This window comes from Burkholderia sp. MSMB1589WGS, assembly GCF_001636105.1.
GTDB lineage: Bacteria > Pseudomonadota > Gammaproteobacteria > Burkholderiales > Burkholderiaceae > Burkholderia > Burkholderia humptydooensis.
In genome coordinates, this window is record NZ_LNJT01000007.1 from 586,241 (window position 1) to 601,714 (window position 15,474).

At 64.0% G+C, this 15,474-nt stretch carries 18 protein-coding genes; 2 read left to right on the forward strand and 16 right to left on the reverse strand.

The window, feature by feature from the left end; genetic code table 11:
• Positions 1–43: 43 nt before the first annotated feature.
• On the forward strand, positions 44–493 hold the full coding sequence (locus WT16_RS30830; protein WP_134864197.1) for a hypothetical protein: 450 nt from the start codon (positions 44–46) through the stop codon (positions 491–493).
• Here WT16_RS30830 and WT16_RS10650 read toward each other — a convergent pair.
• From WT16_RS10650 to WT16_RS30840, 15 genes are all read right to left on the reverse strand, one after another.
• A complete protein-coding gene (locus tag WT16_RS10650) occupies positions 474–1,154 on the reverse strand; it encodes a phage baseplate assembly protein V (RefSeq protein WP_063533303.1) in 681 nt (226 codons plus the stop codon). The genes WT16_RS30830 and WT16_RS10650 overlap by 20 nt on opposite strands.
• A 2-nt stretch (positions 1,155–1,156) precedes the next feature.
• The gene (locus WT16_RS10655; protein ID WP_063533304.1) at positions 1,157–1,690 is read right to left on the reverse strand and encodes a hypothetical protein; all 534 of its coding nucleotides are present in this window, start codon (positions 1,688–1,690) and stop codon (positions 1,157–1,159) included.
• Entirely contained in the window at positions 1,680–2,210 is a 531-nt protein-coding gene (locus WT16_RS10660; RefSeq protein ID WP_063533305.1) for a phage tail protein, read from the reverse strand. The genes WT16_RS10655 and WT16_RS10660 overlap by 11 nt, the downstream gene beginning before the upstream one ends.
• Before the next feature lies 1 nt (position 2,211).
• Positions 2,212–2,502 carry a hypothetical protein gene (locus tag WT16_RS10665; RefSeq protein ID WP_063533306.1) on the reverse strand — a complete coding sequence of 97 codons (291 nt, stop codon included), beginning with the start codon at positions 2,500–2,502 and terminating at the stop codon, positions 2,212–2,214.
• Between the two features lie 3 nt (positions 2,503–2,505).
• Positions 2,506–3,501, reverse strand: a complete 996-nt coding sequence (locus tag WT16_RS10670) for a major capsid protein (protein WP_063533307.1) — start codon at positions 3,499–3,501, stop codon at positions 2,506–2,508.
• Positions 3,502–3,565: 64 nt separating this feature from the next.
• On the reverse strand, positions 3,566–3,910 hold the full coding sequence (locus tag WT16_RS10675) for a head decoration protein (RefSeq protein ID WP_004539732.1): 345 nt from the start codon (positions 3,908–3,910) through the stop codon (positions 3,566–3,568).
• A gap of 26 nt (positions 3,911–3,936) precedes the next feature.
• Complete coding sequence (locus WT16_RS10680) at positions 3,937–5,037, reverse strand: head maturation protease, ClpP-related (protein ID WP_063533308.1); 1,101 nt, start codon at positions 5,035–5,037, stop codon at positions 3,937–3,939.
• Positions 5,034–6,527 carry a phage portal protein gene (locus tag WT16_RS10685; RefSeq protein WP_063533309.1) on the reverse strand — a complete coding sequence of 498 codons (1,494 nt, stop codon included), beginning with the start codon at positions 6,525–6,527 and terminating at the stop codon, positions 5,034–5,036. The genes WT16_RS10680 and WT16_RS10685 overlap by 4 nt, the downstream gene beginning before the upstream one ends.
• Entirely contained in the window at positions 6,524–6,730 is a 207-nt protein-coding gene (locus tag WT16_RS10690) for a hypothetical protein (RefSeq protein ID WP_004533700.1), read from the reverse strand. The genes WT16_RS10685 and WT16_RS10690 overlap by 4 nt, the downstream gene beginning before the upstream one ends.
• Positions 6,731–6,740: 10 nt before the next feature.
• On the reverse strand, positions 6,741–8,729 hold the full coding sequence (locus WT16_RS10695; RefSeq protein WP_082874777.1) for a terminase gpA endonuclease subunit: 1,989 nt from the start codon (positions 8,727–8,729) through the stop codon (positions 6,741–6,743).
• Positions 8,692–9,261, reverse strand: coding sequence for a MarR family transcriptional regulator (locus WT16_RS30835; protein ID WP_082874778.1), 570 nt, complete (start codon positions 9,259–9,261; stop codon positions 8,692–8,694). The genes WT16_RS10695 and WT16_RS30835 overlap by 38 nt, the downstream gene beginning before the upstream one ends.
• Positions 9,262–10,153: 892 nt before the next feature.
• A complete protein-coding gene (locus tag WT16_RS10700) occupies positions 10,154–10,927 on the reverse strand; it encodes a hypothetical protein (RefSeq protein WP_063533311.1) in 774 nt (257 codons plus the stop codon).
• A 215-nt stretch (positions 10,928–11,142) separates the two neighbouring features.
• Positions 11,143–13,635, reverse strand: a complete 2,493-nt coding sequence (locus WT16_RS10705) for a VapE domain-containing protein (protein ID WP_063533312.1) — start codon at positions 13,633–13,635, stop codon at positions 11,143–11,145.
• A 121-nt stretch (positions 13,636–13,756) separates the two neighbouring features.
• On the reverse strand, positions 13,757–14,227 hold the full coding sequence (locus WT16_RS10710; RefSeq protein WP_063533313.1) for a hypothetical protein: 471 nt from the start codon (positions 14,225–14,227) through the stop codon (positions 13,757–13,759).
• 130 nt (positions 14,228–14,357) lie between these two features.
• Positions 14,358–14,531: a hypothetical protein gene (locus WT16_RS30840; protein WP_231892054.1), complete on the reverse strand. Its 174-nt coding sequence runs from the start codon at positions 14,529–14,531 to the stop codon at positions 14,358–14,360.
• A 56-nt stretch (positions 14,532–14,587) separates the two neighbouring features.
• Here WT16_RS30840 and WT16_RS33630 point away from each other — a divergent pair, with 56 nt between their 5' ends.
• The gene (locus WT16_RS33630; RefSeq protein ID WP_156521429.1) at positions 14,588–15,103 is read left to right on the forward strand and encodes a hypothetical protein; all 516 of its coding nucleotides are present in this window, start codon (positions 14,588–14,590) and stop codon (positions 15,101–15,103) included.
• Positions 15,104–15,130: 27 nt separating this feature from the next.
• Here the strand turns inward: WT16_RS33630 and WT16_RS10715 are convergent, their stop codons facing one another.
• Positions 15,131–15,463 (reverse strand): hypothetical protein, encoded by a 333-nt coding sequence (locus WT16_RS10715; protein ID WP_082874870.1) that lies wholly within the window; start codon positions 15,461–15,463, stop codon positions 15,131–15,133.
• Between the last annotated feature and the right edge of the window lie 11 nt (positions 15,464–15,474).

Genomic DNA, 15,474 nt, shown 5'->3' on the forward strand with positions numbered 1-15,474 from the left:
CTAGAATACGACTGATTTCCGTTCCTAATCGGCCACAAAGACCATGCAGAACAACATCGAAAAATTCGACGAACTCGTCGCCAATGTCTTCGCGAATCTGTACGAAAATTTTCCTGTTCGGATCTCGCTTTTCGAGAACACATTTGGATACGATCTCTCACACGGATTTAGTCCGGCCGGCGATGTCATCTACAACTCCCCTGACGACGAAAAGTTCTTTTCAGACACGCTCAATTGGCTTCGCATGGCGGGTTACATCGACTTTCACATTTCTGCACACGGCCCCTGGGGAAAAGCTGTCCTCACGGCAAAAGGACTCGAAGTGCTAAAAGCTACTCCCTCGTCAATAAGCCCGGCGCAACCATTGGGTGCATATCTAGCTGAAGGGATTCGCACCGGCGCAAAAAACGCCGTAACAAAGGGAGTTACGTTCGCGCTCTCTCACGGTGCGTCACTTGCGTGGAACGTAATAACTACAGGGGCTGGCTCGTAGGCGCTCCGTCCCCCTGCTCCATGTGCCTGTGCTGACTTACGGATGTGCCTGACGCAACGATGTCGTCCGAAAAGGCGGCACCGCCACTGACAACGACCGCGAGGCCGACAGAGGATCCAGCTTTACCCTGCATCCCCCCATTGAACGTCAGGCGCTGCTCGGTCGTTGTGTTGCCCGTGAACGTCGAATCGGGAATGTCGCCGAGCAGCTTCTCGGTGCGCAACGTCACGCCGTCCGCCCGTAGCTCCAGCTCCGTCTCGCCGATGCGGAAGACGATGCGCCCGCCCGCAGGCACGTCGACCCGGTACTCGTGCGATGCATGGTCGTAGACCTGCGAGGCCCCATCCGGGAAGTCGAACGCCGTTTCGCTCGCGCTTCGTCGCGCTGCCCCGCCGTGCTGTTCCGCGTAGTAGCCCGGCACCGCGTACGCGCTCGACAACTCACCCGACGACGAAAAGACCGACGCCTGTTCGCCTTCGGACGGCGGGCGCCAGAAGCGCACCGCCCCCGCCGCGACCGTGAACCACGGCAACCAGTCACTGACCCAATCGCCGACACGCACACGGCATCGCGGCGGGTCGTACGACACCGCGTCGACCGTGCCTTGCTGCACGAGGCACGCGAGCCGCCGGTCGATCTCGCCGATTTCATACTCGAGCATCGTCACTCCGCATAGTCGGCCGGCACGTCCTGCGCCGCGTCCCAATAGCTGCCTTCGTTGCCCGGCCCCGTTTCCGGGTCGACACCCCATACAAGCGTGCTACCGTCCGGAATCTCCTCCAACTCACTGCCGATTCCGAATTCGTGCGTCCATTCGACGAGCCACACGAGGTACGTATCGAGCTGGGGGCGGAACGGGTCTTCGCCAACCTGAACGACCCTGCCGGGCGCGATCGGCAAGCCCCACGTCTGCATATGAACCGCGAGCGCGAGACGCGCGGCGATCTCGCGCACGTGCAGCTCGTGCTCCGCGCCGTATGGATCGACGATGATGCGCGCCTGCATGCGCGCGATCAGCGAAATGCAGCCGGTCCCGTCGTCGTGTCCGGGTTCCATCTCGGACATCTCGACGGCGATCAGCGGCGTCCGGATCTGCGCGCCGATCTTCGGATACGCCTCGATCCGCTCGAAGGTCGGCAGCGCTTCGCGCAATCCGTTGACGATCGCGTCGTGTAACAGCTTCAGGTTATCGAGCACGTCCCATCACCTTTTGTAGTTCGTAGTTCACTTCTTGCCGCAGGATCGTCAAGAGCCGCTGCTCGCACGCCTTCGCCGCGCGGCGAAACGCCGGATCGCCCGTCTCGTGCCAATCGACTGTCACGACGCGATACGGCAACCGTGCCTTCCCGACGCGCTCGAAGATCGGCCCGTCCGGTTGCCGTTTCGATTGCCGCCATGCTCCCTCGAACGACGTGCGGCCGGCGCGCATGCCCTTGCGCGTCTTCGCCACCGAGCCGAGGCGGTGCGCCTCGATCGGGTTCAGGCCGAGCCACACCTTGCCGGTATCGGCCGACCGCAGGAAGAAATACAGCCGGCGGCGGATGGTCTTCTGCGGAATGCGCGTCGCCGCGCTGACTTCCTTCGCCGTCTGGCTCTTGATCCATGCGGCCGTCTTGCGCAGCGTGCGCCGCCACGCGGCCTGCATCGCGGACGGCGACAAGCCATGCAAGACGGCCGTGACCGCGCCGACGTCGATTTCGACTTTCAGTCGGTTCATGTCATTGCAGCGTCAGAATCGTCCAGCCCGTGCCGTCCGGCTGCGCCTCGACGACGCGATAGCGTCCGCTGCGCGCAGTCACGACGCTGCCCGACTGGATGCCGGCGGCGTCCGCGTCGATCACGTGCAACATCGGCGCGACGAGGTTCGTGCGTTGCGAGCCGAGATCGGGGCCAAGCCAAGGCGCGTTGAACATGCCGCGCACGGGACGGCCGTCGACGACCACGTCGTCGTCGGCCAGATCCCGCAGCACGGCCGCGTCAACGTCTGCAATCAGATCGTGGAACGCCATGCGTCACGCCTTCAGACGAATGCACGCGCGCGGGCGCGTACACAGATGGATCGGGTTCGACTGCGCCTCGATCTCGACGCCCTTGTTGAACGGCATGATTTCCTGCCGTGCGTAGTACGGCAGCCCGATCGTGTTCACGGCGTCGACGTAATCGCCGGGCGCGAAGCGCGAGATGAACAGATCCGGCACGCCTTCGGGCACCGCATACGCCTCGTCGTCGCCGACGAACGGGATGCCGCCGATCTTGCCCCGGTAACGCTCGAACACGATGCCGTCGATCTCGATCGCGCCGCGCGGGTCGCCCCGCAGCGCCGCTGCCGCCGCCGTGTTGAGGAACGTTTCCTTGACGGTCGGCAACGTCAGCAGCTTGCGCCAAAAGTTACGCCCACAGAACGCGCGCACGCTCGAAAACGGCACGTTGCCGAGCGCGTCCTCGATCGCTTCGAGCGTGTCTTCGTTCTTGATCCGGATCTCGGTCTTCGCATTCGACAGTTCGTATTCGATCACCTGCTGCTCGATGCCGAAGCGTTCGAGCAGGTTCGCGACGACGTGCTTGCCGTCCGCGTCAAGGATCACGCCGCGCACCGCGCCGAGGCGGTGGTATTCGTGCGTCGCTTCGAGCTGGCGGCGCATCTTCGCGAGCCGCTTGTCGACATAGCGCTGGACCGTCTCCAGTTCCGAATCGTCGCCGAACGCGCGCAGATTCTGGATCTCGTCCGCCTTGATGACCGCGCGCTGCGGCAGATGGACCGTGTTGAACGGAATCAGGCTCGGCTTGCTGCCCAGCACGTTGGGCGCGGGCTGACCGCGCACGCCGGACTGCACGAGCGCGAGCGTGTCGCCGTCGCGCTCGATCTGCACCGTCGTCGTCGTGATGCCTTCCTCATCGAACAGGCCCGCCTCGCCGAGCCGGCCCGGCACGTGCGGCTGCTCGTTGATTGCAGCGGTCATGGACGACAGCGAGAATGCGTCGTCGTTGAAGATAGCGATGTCTGCCATATGCACTCCAGAAATGAAAAAGCCGCGCACCGGCGCGGCTTCGGGATCAGGGAATTCGCTGCGATCAGCGGATGACGATGTGATGCGCGGCCAGGTCGTCGCGCGCGGGCGCGTCGAGCCCCGCGAGCAGGCGTGCGTCGACTTCGGCGAGCCGCTTGATCGCAACCGCCGGGCGCGGCTTGTCGGACGCCGGCAACGGTGCGTAGAGGATGCCGACTGCGACCTCCGCGCCGGTCGTCGCGGCGTTGTCGTACGGCGCGTATTCGCCGGTCCCGATCGTGCCGAGCACGCAGCCCGCCGGCAACGCCGGGCCGGCCGCGACGAGAATCGCATCGCGCGAGATCTGGCCCGGCCCCTCCGAGATCAGGAATTCGGCGGGCAACGCGCCCATGGTTTGGATGTTGGACATTCAGCGCTCCTTTCGGCGATGAAAAGTTACTTGGCCACGCGGCGGGCCGCGTAGATGTCGGACGTGCGCAACGTGCGGCTGCGTGCCTGCGGTTGCGTCTGCTGCTGCGCCGGATCGGGCCGGCTGTTGATACGGGCGCTCGATGCCGTGAGGCGCTCGAACAACCGCGCGCGCACCTGATCGGGCGTCAGACCGTCCGCGACGTATTGCGCGGTCAGATCCGTCTGGTTCGCCGCGAGGCAGATCCCCGCGATATCGGTTGCGTTGCGGATCGCGCGATCGACCGTCTCGCGATCACGCAGACCGGTCGCCGCGATCACGCCTTCGGCGCATGCCGCGAGATTGGCTTCCCGCAGCGAATTGAACACGTGCGCGGCGAGTGCCGTGACATCGGGCGTCTGAGATGGCGGTTCCGGCTCGGGACCCGGCGTCGGATCGGTCGGCGTGTTCTCCGGCGGAACGGTCGAATCCGCATCCGGTTCGTCAACCGCGTCGAGCAGCGCCACAACCTGCTCGGGCACGGCCGAGAAACGCGCGAGAAGCGGCGCAGTGCCCGCGGACGCCGCGAGCTTGACCGGGGCCTCGATCACGTCGCAGAAACCCTTCTCCTTGGCCTGCGCGGCCGTCAGCCACGTCTCCGCGTCCATCATGGCCCGCACGTCGTCTTCGGACAGGCCGCTGCGCCGTGCGTACGCCGCCAGAATGCCGGCGCTCGCGTTGTCGAGCAGCTCGGCGACGCGGCGCAGATCCTTCGATTCGCCGGCCGCGACCGTATGCGGATGGTGGATCATCAGCAGCGCGTTCTCGGGCATCTCGATCTCGTCGCACGCCATCAGCACCAGCGATGCGGCCGACGCCGCGATGCCGTCGACGCGACCCTTCACCTTGCCGGCGTAGCGGCGCAACGCGTTGTAGATCGCGAACGCGTCGAACACGTCGCCGCCCATCGAATTGATCGCGACCGTGATCGACGATGCGTCGGCCGCGACGGCGTCGAGCTGCGACACGAAGTTCTGCGCGTCGGTGCCCCAGAATCCGATGTCGCTATAGATCCGGATCTCGGCAACCTTGCCGCCGCCCGCCTGCGCCTGCGCGCGGATGTCCCACCACTTGCGGTTTCGTTTCATTCCCCGTCCTCTTTCAAAACACTGCCGTTTCCGTCTTCAATCGCGAGCTGCGTGTCGTATCGCAGGCCGAGCCGCTGCTCGCGCGCGAGATCCGCCGCGTTCTCCGCGTCGACCTGCTCGGGATCGTCGCCACGCGCGAGCACCGCGCCCGTGCGGCTCGCAAGGCCCGCGCGGATCTCCATGCGCTTCGCGGTGACGTCCTGCACCGGATGGATATACGGCCAGCCCTGCGGCACCCATCGCACGCGCAGATAGTCGCGACGTCGGCGGAAGTAGTCGGGCATCGGCATCGCGCCCGACAGCGCGCACGCGTCGACCCACCAGCGCCACACCTTGCGGCAGAACTGGTGGATGAACACGTTCCACTGAATCTGTTCGACGCTGCGCCGGAACTCGTTGAGGATCACGCGCAGCACCCGGTCGCTGACGTCCCGCAGATCGCCCGTGAGCACCTCGTAAGGCATGCCGACCGACGCGGCCGACGCCATGAGCTGCTGCCGCATGAACGGCACATAGTCGTTGCCCGCGCCCGGCGGCTCCGAGAATCTCACTTCCTCACCGGGCGCAAGCTCCTGCATGCCGCCCGGTTCGAGCGACACGACCGGCGAAAACCCGTCGTCGTCGTATCGCATCGGCGCGCCGGAAACGGGATCGCCCATCGGGCCAAGCTCCGCGTGCGGCTTCGTGATGAAGCCCGCGAACAGGTTGCTGACCTCTTGCCGGAACAACACCGCGTCGTCGAAGTTGTCGAGCGAATGCAGCCGCAGCAGCACCGTCGACAATTCGGGCACGCCGCGCACCTGCCCCGGCCGCAGCGCAAGGAACACGTGCGCGATCTCGTCGGCCGGCACGCGCACCGTCCGCGTGCTGTCGCCGGCCTGCCGTCCATATTCGCCGGGATGCCGCGTCAGCAGGTGATAGGCAATGCGCCGTCCGTCGTCGTCGAACTCGACGCCGTTGACAATCTCGCCGCGCGGCAGGCGTTCGTTCTTGCTCACCGGCAGATGATCGGCTTCAAGCAATTGCACCTGCAACGGCACGGCCAATCCGTCATGCCAACTGCGAAGTCGCCGCCGCACGAGCACCTCGCCGTCGCTGAAGAACGCGCGAGCGGCGAGCGTCTGCAAACCCGCCATGTCAAACAGCCCGTCCGCGTCGATCTCCGCTGCGCTGTCGTCCCAAAGCAGCTTTTGCGCGTTTCGCATCGCCTCGTCGGGATGCCGCGGATGCGCCTGTATGCCGGAGCCGATCGTGTTCGACACGAGCCGCGTGATCGCGGCTTTCGCCCACGGGTCGTTTCGAATAGCGTCGCGCGCTCGATGCCGCATCAGCGGCAGGTTTTGCGCGGCCGCCGCGTTTGGCCCCGCGCTCGACGCCTTCCACGACCGTGCGCGAGCGCCGCCCGTGCTCGCGGATTCGTACGCCGCCGCCTTCAGCCGCGTCGGCACCACGAATCCGCGTCGCGCGAGCATCGGATACGCGCGGCTCATCGAACCCCCTTGCCGGCGTGCCGCAGCCGAACGATGCGCGAGCGCCCGCTCGCGCCGTCGAGCGCACGAATGATCTCGGTTTGCGCCTCGCGAAGCTCCAGGATCGAGCGGTACTTCACGCGGCGATCCGCATACTGCACTTCGAGCTCGCCCTTCGCGATCGCGGACTGGATGCGATCCAGATCCTGCCTTGTGTAAGCCATCGGCTTTCTCCTAGCGACGCGTCAGGTAGGCCGAACGGCCGACGCGACGCCCCTGAATGCGCGAAACCCCGCTCGGTGGCGGGGTTTCGATGGGTTGTGCGGTTTGCTGCGGTGGCGGCGAATCCGTGCCCGCATCGCGATCCTCCGGCGGATCCGGCAGCACCTCGACCGGCAGCGCCGACGGCAACGCGTCGAGCACCGGCACCGCCTCGAACAGCGACACCTGCGACAGGCGCTGTTGCTCGACCTGCCAGTGCAGCTCCGTCATCAGGTGCGTCTTGACGCTGCGCGCCGCATGCAACGCATACGCTTCGCAGTCGAGCGCCTCGTTTCGCGCGCCGGCCTTCTTCTGCCAGACGCGCTTGGTGCCGATGCGTGCGGGCACCTTCACCTCGGCCGTCAACTGCGACAGATAATCGGACCGAACGTCGCGATACCAGTGCATGCGTCCGGGGCCGTCGCCGTCCAGCTTGAGCCGGTTGTCGAGGATCAGATCCTTGGCCTTGCTGACGCCGACCATGTACGGCCGCAAGCCGTACTTCGCCGCCTTGCTGTTGTTCCGCGTCGAATCGACCGACGCGCGCGGCGTGCTGAAGATCTCCGCATTCGCATCCGTGCTGCCCTTGATCGCCAAGACGTTCAGGCCGCGCCGCTGCGCCGCGCGCACGTACTTGTAAACCGCGTCCGACGTCGAGCCGTCCGACGAATCGATCGACGTCGCCCGGACCCGCAGCAGGCCGCCCGTCTCATGCCGGTAAGCGTGCGTGATCAGCATCGTGAGCGCGCCCCATACGCCGCCCGTCAGTGGGTCTTCGCGTTGGTCCATCACGTTGCCGAAGATCTCGTCCCATACGACCAGCCAGCTTTCCTCGCCACGCCCCCACGCGCGCAGCACGATCGCGAGGCGATCATGCTGCACGTCGACGCCGAGCGTCAGCAGCAGACCGCCCGCCGGCACCACGAACGCCGGATACGGCATTGCGCGCTCAGCGAGCGCGTCGATCTCGGGCAGATCGGTCTTGTACTTGTACGGCCGCCCCTTCGAGTTGTTCACGAACGAACGCATTTTCGTGTCGTCGCCCGCCCGGAGGGCTTTTTCCGCCGTCAGCCACTTCTTCACCAGTTCGGCCATGCGTGAGCCGGGGAACGGCGATACCAGTTCGTTGAGCCGGAATCCGGCCACGCCGTGAAACGGGGCCGTCGCGACCCACCGCCCCCGGCGCACCGCGCGAATCCGCATCGAGTCGTCCCACAACGAGCCGCAGTGCGGACACGTGTACCGTGCCGACTCGGGCCGGGCGCGGCCGTACACCTCGTGCGCGATCTCCGCGTCGTCGGTCCACGTGACGTTTTCCCAGATCAGCTCGTGCTCTTCGCCGCAGTCGGGGCACGGCACCAGATAGACACGCTGGTCCGATGCCTCGTATGCCTGTTGAATGCGCGAGAAGCCGTCGACGGTGGGCGTGCCGCCGAAAATCACTTTGCGACGGCTGTCCGAGTAGCTCTTGTTGCGCTCTTCGAGCAGCGTGATCGAATCGCCCTGCTCGCGTACGTTCTGGTTCGCGTCGTCCGGCTCCTCGACCGCGACGACCGGCGCGGGCGTCGACTTCACGTCGTCCGGCGCATTCGACGTGATGAACTTGAGGAACCCGCGCGGGAACGTTTTGTGATCCCACAGGTTGTTCTTGTCACGGCTCGCATGCACGGGAAGCTTCGCCGACAGGCGCGGCGTCACCTCGACCATCGGTTCGAACTTCTCCATGTTGAACTTCTTCGCCGACTTCTCTTTCGCGAACATGACGATCATCGGGCACGGATCGACATCGATCCGCCGGCCGATGTAGTTCAACAGCACCCCATCCGTCCACGCGACCTGCGCCGACTTCATGCACACGACCTTCTGCACGCGCGGATCGTCGAGAGCCGCGTGCATGCCGAACACCCACGGCGTGATGTTCGGGTTATAGCGGCCGGGGCTCGCCGTCGCCTTCGCACTCATCCGCCGATGCTTGCGCGCCCAGTCCGTCGTCCCGATCTTCTCCGGCGGACGCAATAGCTGCACGATTCGCCGAATCACCGCCCGAACCGTCTGGGTCGTATCCAGAAAGCTGTTCAAGACACCCATACATATGCTCGTTCAACCATTCGAGGTCAATTTCAACGTCATACAGCGCGCGCAATTCCTGCACCAGCTTGTCGGATAGCGCGAGCAGTTCCGTCTGAAAGGCACCGACCATCTGGCCATATGCCTGCTCAAGCTGCGCTGCGTTGACCAACTGCCCTTTCTTTTCGGCCAGCGTCAGCAACTTGATTTCGCGATCGACACGTTCGGTCATCGCGCGCTCGGCGACCAGATCGATGCCAGACTCGCTCGCTCGGCCGGCGGCCATCTCTCGCAAGTGCCGAAGGTAAGCCATGCGGATCTCATCCATCGACGCCGTTCGATAGTCGATGTTGAGCCGGTCGACCAGACGCGAAACGGCCGACTGATCGAGGTCGAGGTGCTCGGCGATTTGTTGTTGGGTTGGCATGAATATGACCCCCCCTAGGTCATTCACCAGTAGAGAAAAAGCGCGGGTGCGCACCCCCGCGTGTTGGCCGCCCCGCAGGGTCCCCGCCAGACATTTGGGCAGCCCCCTTGCTGCTGGACCAGCGGCGTACCAACATTGCCGAATCGAACCACCGTGCTACGATCCGCATACCCGGCAAGCAGGTAACACAACGAGGGAAAGTCAATGTCAGAAGCATCAAATGCCGAAACAGTGCAGGGCCAAGTTCTTGCCCTGCTCGCCGCAGTTCACGCAATCACGTTATCGCTCGATACGGACACTCAAGCGAGGTACTCGTCTAACTTGGCGAGGGTCGCGGATGCCGCTCGGAGCATGCAAGTTGCCCCGAACTGCACTCCCGAAGAGCTTGCTTCATTCGACCATGCTATTGCTGTACTTCGCGACGGCGCACCCACCGGCCAATAAAACCGCGAAACAACGTGTCGACTACCGGCCGAGGGTCGTCGTAACGTCTCTCGACCGGACACGGTAGTTCACTAACCGCCTGTTGCCGGGCACCCTCAAGCGCGTCGATGATTCGCTTGAGGGTTCCATCCGCACGATAGCTCGCACACATCAGCCCGCCCGTGTCGGATCCCTCCCCGCTGAATACCCAATTCAGATCACCCGCCCCGCCTCGTACTTCGACTCGCATATCGAATCTCCAATGCAAAAAGCCCCGATGGCTTTCGCACTCAGGGCTTCGAAATTCATTTCATAGGGGCGAACGCCCCCACACGACCTAACGGGCTCCTCGTATCGTTGTTTTGTCCCGAGAGGTTTGCACGACTAACGCGCGGTGCCAGCGAATATCCAGTGACGCGGTAAAGGATGGGCGAAGTTTACGCGATCCGCTCTTGGAATGGAAGACGTTTCATTCTCGCAATTGGCAGCGCAGTGTGTCATTCACAGAGCCATTGATCGCATCGAGCAACGCAAGCATGTCGTGAAAGCGCCACGACCAATTGCGCCGATACTCCTTGAGCGTCACACCGAGGGCCTGCGCGCGGGCCGCATCTTCGACCGGACGCTTACCGGCCCCGCCACAATCAGGGCAAATCTGCCGCCCGTGAATAGTTGCAGGCGCAGCGATCTGCACGCGCCCCACACCGCTGCAAACGTCACATCCTTCGTACTCCCTGAATACCAGCGGTCCATTGCGGCCGTGCAAAAACGGAATCCGCTCCTCCGCGACACATACTTTCCCGCGCCCCACACAGACGAGGCACCGTATCGTCGCCTTCGGCTGTTCGATGGAGCGCCGAACAACGCCACGGCCCTCGCACGTCCCACATTGATCGTTGATCCACTCGTCGAGCAAGCGCAGCGCGAATCGTTCGAGCACATCTACTTGCGCACGCTCGACCGCATGACCGGCGCGTTGCTCGCGACGCTCGTCGCGTTTCAATCCGGTAAATTTCCCGCGCTTGAAGCGCCCCGCGGTTCGCATCATCTGCGCCAACAGCAGCATCGCGCGTCGAATCATTTCCGGCTTCGCCTGCTGCGCGACTTTGATCCGAACCAGCATCCGACCGAGATCGTTCGCAAAGGCGAGCGCGCCCAAAGTAACTTTCGGATCGGCAATCGGGTCGGTGAACTGACCACGCACGCTCATCGCGATTCCCGCCCGCTCCATCAGATCCATCATCGCTTTCTCCTTAACGTCCTAACGTCCCAATGTCCCAAGGGAAAAGGCTTGCAGGGGCGCGCGCCTGCGACATGCGCCGCTCACGTCGCGCATGTCGCGCGCCCGCACCCGCACACGAAGCCGTGCTTTGGGACGTTGGGACACGGGACGTCCACGGCGCGCCAAAGCGGGCAACGCGGCGCGCCGCGAACAACATCGCGGCGCGCCGATCCTGATCAAAGCGGGCTGTCGTCATCGCCTGCCGCGACCGCTTCGAGCGCCGCTTCCGGCTCCTGCTCTTCACGCACGTAGTACCAGCCGCGCGAACCCGTCGACTCACGCTTGCGCACCCACCCGAGGGATTTCAGTGCTTTGCCGATACGGCGCTGTTCCGCAAGCGTCCATTTCGACGTGTCGAGCTTCAGGATGTCCGCGAGGATCGTCTCCATCGTCGTGTGCGACACGTATTCCAGCGCCTTCGCGATCTTGTCCTCGTACACGTCGCCTTCGTACCGCTCGGCCTGCTCGATCTCGAACAGCGGGCGCTCCTGCTCCGTCACGTGCCACACGACGCCCGAGCGGTACAGGTGGACGGCCTCGGCCCACAACTGATCGCGCACGCGAGCGATGCCGTCGATATCGACCAAGCCGCCCACGCGCAACGGCCAGTAACGCCGGTTGCCCGACTCGTCCTTGAGGTACGTATCGAAGTTGACGGAGCCCGCGAACACGCATTGACGCGGCACGTCGGTCGCGCGCTTGCCGTAGAAGTTCCGGAACCGGTCGACGGCCGTCGCGAAGAAGCTCTTGACCGCCGACGAGTCCGCCTTGTTCAGCGAATCCAGCTCGGCCAGCTCGATCACCCACTTGCCCGCCATCACCGCGTAGGTGTCCTTGTTGCCGATCTGGATCGGCGTGTCGGTGAACCATTGTCCGCCGGCGAGCACCTTCAGCGCCGTCGACTTGCGTGCGCCCTGCTTGCCTTCGAGGATCAGCACGTTATCGACCTTGCAGCCGGGCTGCATCACGCGCGCGACGGCCGCGATCATCCATTTCATGAAGGCCAACTGCACATACTCGCTGTCGGCCACGCGCAGATACGTCGACGGCATCGAGCGCACGCGCGGCACGCCATCCCATTCCAGCCGCCCGAGGTATTCGCGAACGTCGTGAAAGTGCGTCGCATCCGCGACCAGCAGCACCGCGTTCATCACGATATCGGTGCGCACCGAAATGCCGTATCGCTGCGACAACCAGAGCGCGCAACGCTGATCGTCCATGTCCGTCCATTCGCCCGCTGCGCCCTGCGGGAACGGCGGGGCCTTGCGCTTCATCACACGACCGCCGAAATCGTCCTGCTCGATCACGCCTCGCCACGCCTTGTGATTCGAGAGGATCAGATGGACATTGCCGAGCGTCGGCAACAGCGTGCCCTTGTCTGACCGCGCGAGATCCTGCTCCCACGTGTGCGCGCCGTTCTCAGCTTCGCGTCCATCCCATTCCGCCTGTCCTGCGGCAGCGGACGTCGCGCCCGGCGTCGGCCGTTCGGCATCGACCGCGGCCGGGCGAACGTCTTCGTTTGCTGGCGCGAGGACCGACAGGATCGCCGCCTGCACCTGCCGCGCGACAGCGTCCAATCCTTCCTCGACGTGCAGATCATTGAAATCCGTGAGCTTGCGCTCGCCGCGATCGGCGAACGTCGGATAGACGACGCTGACGCCGCCGACCTCGGCAGCCGCTTCGTATGCGCGTTTCAGGCCGGCGTTCTCGAATCGCTTGCGCCGCTGCGGCAGGACGTCGTTACCGTACGTCACCTCGACGTAGGCCACGCCGTTGTCGTCGACGCGTCGGTGCGCGGCGACCATGTACCACGTCTTCTTCGCCTCGATCCGGATCGGCGCGTCATCGAACGGCAGTTCACCCCGAAAGTCGAACTCCTCCGCGAGCCAGTCGCGCATCCGTTGCTCGATCTTCCAGTCGTCGTCCGCACAAATCAGCACGTGCGCGTTCGGATGCGCGTTGCGCAAATGGCGGGCCGTCGACAGGATTCCGCCCGCATCGAAGCAGACGCAAAGCGCGAACGCGTCGGCCGTCGCCATGCGCACCGAGCGCCCGGTCGCATAGCCTTCGGCGATCATCACGAGCTGATCGTCCGGCTTCACTTCGCCGAGCAGACAGGCAGCGCCCTTCTTCTCCATGCCTTTGTTGAAGCGTTTCGCGCCTTCCGGCGTGATCTTCTGAAGCCCCACGAGCCGCGCCTCGTCGCCGTACTGATACATGGGCACGAAGATCGTGCCGTCCGAATCGAACCGCACGCCTTCGGCCGTCACCTGCTTGCGTTCCAGATAGGCCGATGCGCCCTGTTCGCTCGCGCGCGCCCATTGGTCGCACGCGCGGTTCGCAGCCATGCGCGCCGCACGCGCCGCGCGTTCCGCTTCCGCCTGCTCGGCGGCCTCTTGGCGGCGACGCGTCTCCGCGAGCGCTTCCTCGCTCAGCGGCGCACCGTTCCACTGGAATCGCTCCGTGCCCGGATCGTCGCCGGAGAAGTGGCCGAACGTGCCCGCATAGCCGATCACCGCCCCCTTGCTGACGACCTCGCGCAACTGATACCAGTACTTCTTGCGCGGGCCGTAGCGATGATGCTTGCCATCCGCGACCGGATGGCCGGACGGCAGTTCCGGATGATCGGCGTTACGGAGCTGCTGAACGATTTGATCGAGCGTCGACATAGGGGATATTCACCTCTTGAAAGCAGTCCCTCGCGCGCGCGAATCCGAACGCACGGCGAGGGGAAAGAAATGGGAAATGGAGATGAGATGCAGCGAACGCAAAGCAACTTGGCTCGCGTCGCTACAGTGTCTTGAGCAGCGCTTGCAACTGGCGCAGCTTGTCGGCCTCGCGCCCGTTCGCCGCTTGCTGCTCCTCGATCACGAGCGCGGCGGTTTCGATCTCGACGGCGATCTCGCGTATCGATTCCACAGTCGCTGTCAGGCGGTTCGCGATGCCCGACAGCAAATCGATCGGCGATGCGCTGCTATCGCGCTTGCCCTGCACTTCACTCAAGAGCGCGCGAGTGTCCGGTTCCGCCTCATCGCCCGTATCGGCCGAGGCGCACGACGTCGTGAGCCGGACGCGTCGAAATTCGCCACGCGTCACCTCGCGGACGAGCCCGGCATCTCTCAACCGCGCGAGGCAGTTGTCCGCCGTTCGCGAATCGATTTGCGCCTTGGTCGTGGCTTTCACCTGCGCCACGATCTGCTTGGTCGTCCACGATTCCTGAATCGGCACGAACTCGAAGACCTTCTGCGCGACGGACGGCATACCGCGCAGAATGGATTGCTGGCGGCCGGGGTTCAAGCCTGCCCCCGCCGCTTTGAGACCGTCGAAATACCCTTTTGCATAAACCCTCCTGCATGCGTTGTGATCCTTTTCCACCGCTGTCTCCCGTCCGTCACCGCGCGGCCGATACGTTCATGCCGGCCAGCTCGGCCATGCGACGATCGTGCGCCAACTGATGCGAGTAGTTCCGCCAACGCGCTCGGCCGGCGATGTAGGTCTGTTGCCCGGACGGCGAGCGCCGGTAGTGGGCTGATCGGCGACGCATGTCGCTGCTCGTGCTGTTCATATTCACTTCGTATCTCCAGTGCCAACTTCCTTCCAACCCTCACCAACGAAGCACTCATGGAACCGTTATCGATAATTTCGACCGTAATTTCGACGCTTGAGTCGGCACTCAACCTGCGCGAGAAAGCCGTAAAGGCACGCGATGATCGAGCCGTGGTATCGCAAATACTGGTCTGGCTCAGAGACGCTGAGATCACGCGGCAAGCCGCACTTCAACTTGAGGAGAAAGTGAGATCGCTCATGAACGAGAACGATGCACTCCAGAAGAAGGTTTGCGAACTTGAGACACGAACGAGAGATCTTGCACGCTACCGTCTGCACAAGTTTCCCGACGCCGGGATCGTTTACAAACTCTCTGAAAATCCAGATCGCGAGACCAGTGACATTCCCCACTACATTTGCCAGCCCTGCGCTGACAATCGACATCAGAAAAGCGCGCTCCAGACGTTTAGAAAACAAGGTCATGTCTATTTGCACTGTCCAGAATGCAAGGCGTATTACGCGACGGGCGACACGTACGCAGTCGCGCCACGTCGGATCGGACCAAGTCGGTATATGCATATCAAGCGGTGACTTCATCGTCACATCCTCGAATTCAGGTTATTTGCCACGCAGGCGTCGCCACTCGGTCGACATCGATTCGTCGAAGATCTCAAGATTCGCCGCACTGAGACGGCCCACGATTTGATTGCGGAACGCGTGGCGCTCGGTCTTCGTCGGCAGTGCCGCGCAGGACAACGACGCGCGTTCGATGAACAGCGCAACGCGATCGGGGAAGGTGGAGATCAGGGAGACGAACAGCCGTCCGGCCTGCTCCGGGGCGGCTTCGATCCGGTACGCGAGCGCGGCAACGCCGCATGCGAGCTGATACGGCCGTTCGCAACACAACTGCACCTGCTCGCGCGCAACGCGGCAGCACCCCATGCCGGGCATGAATCGCTGCA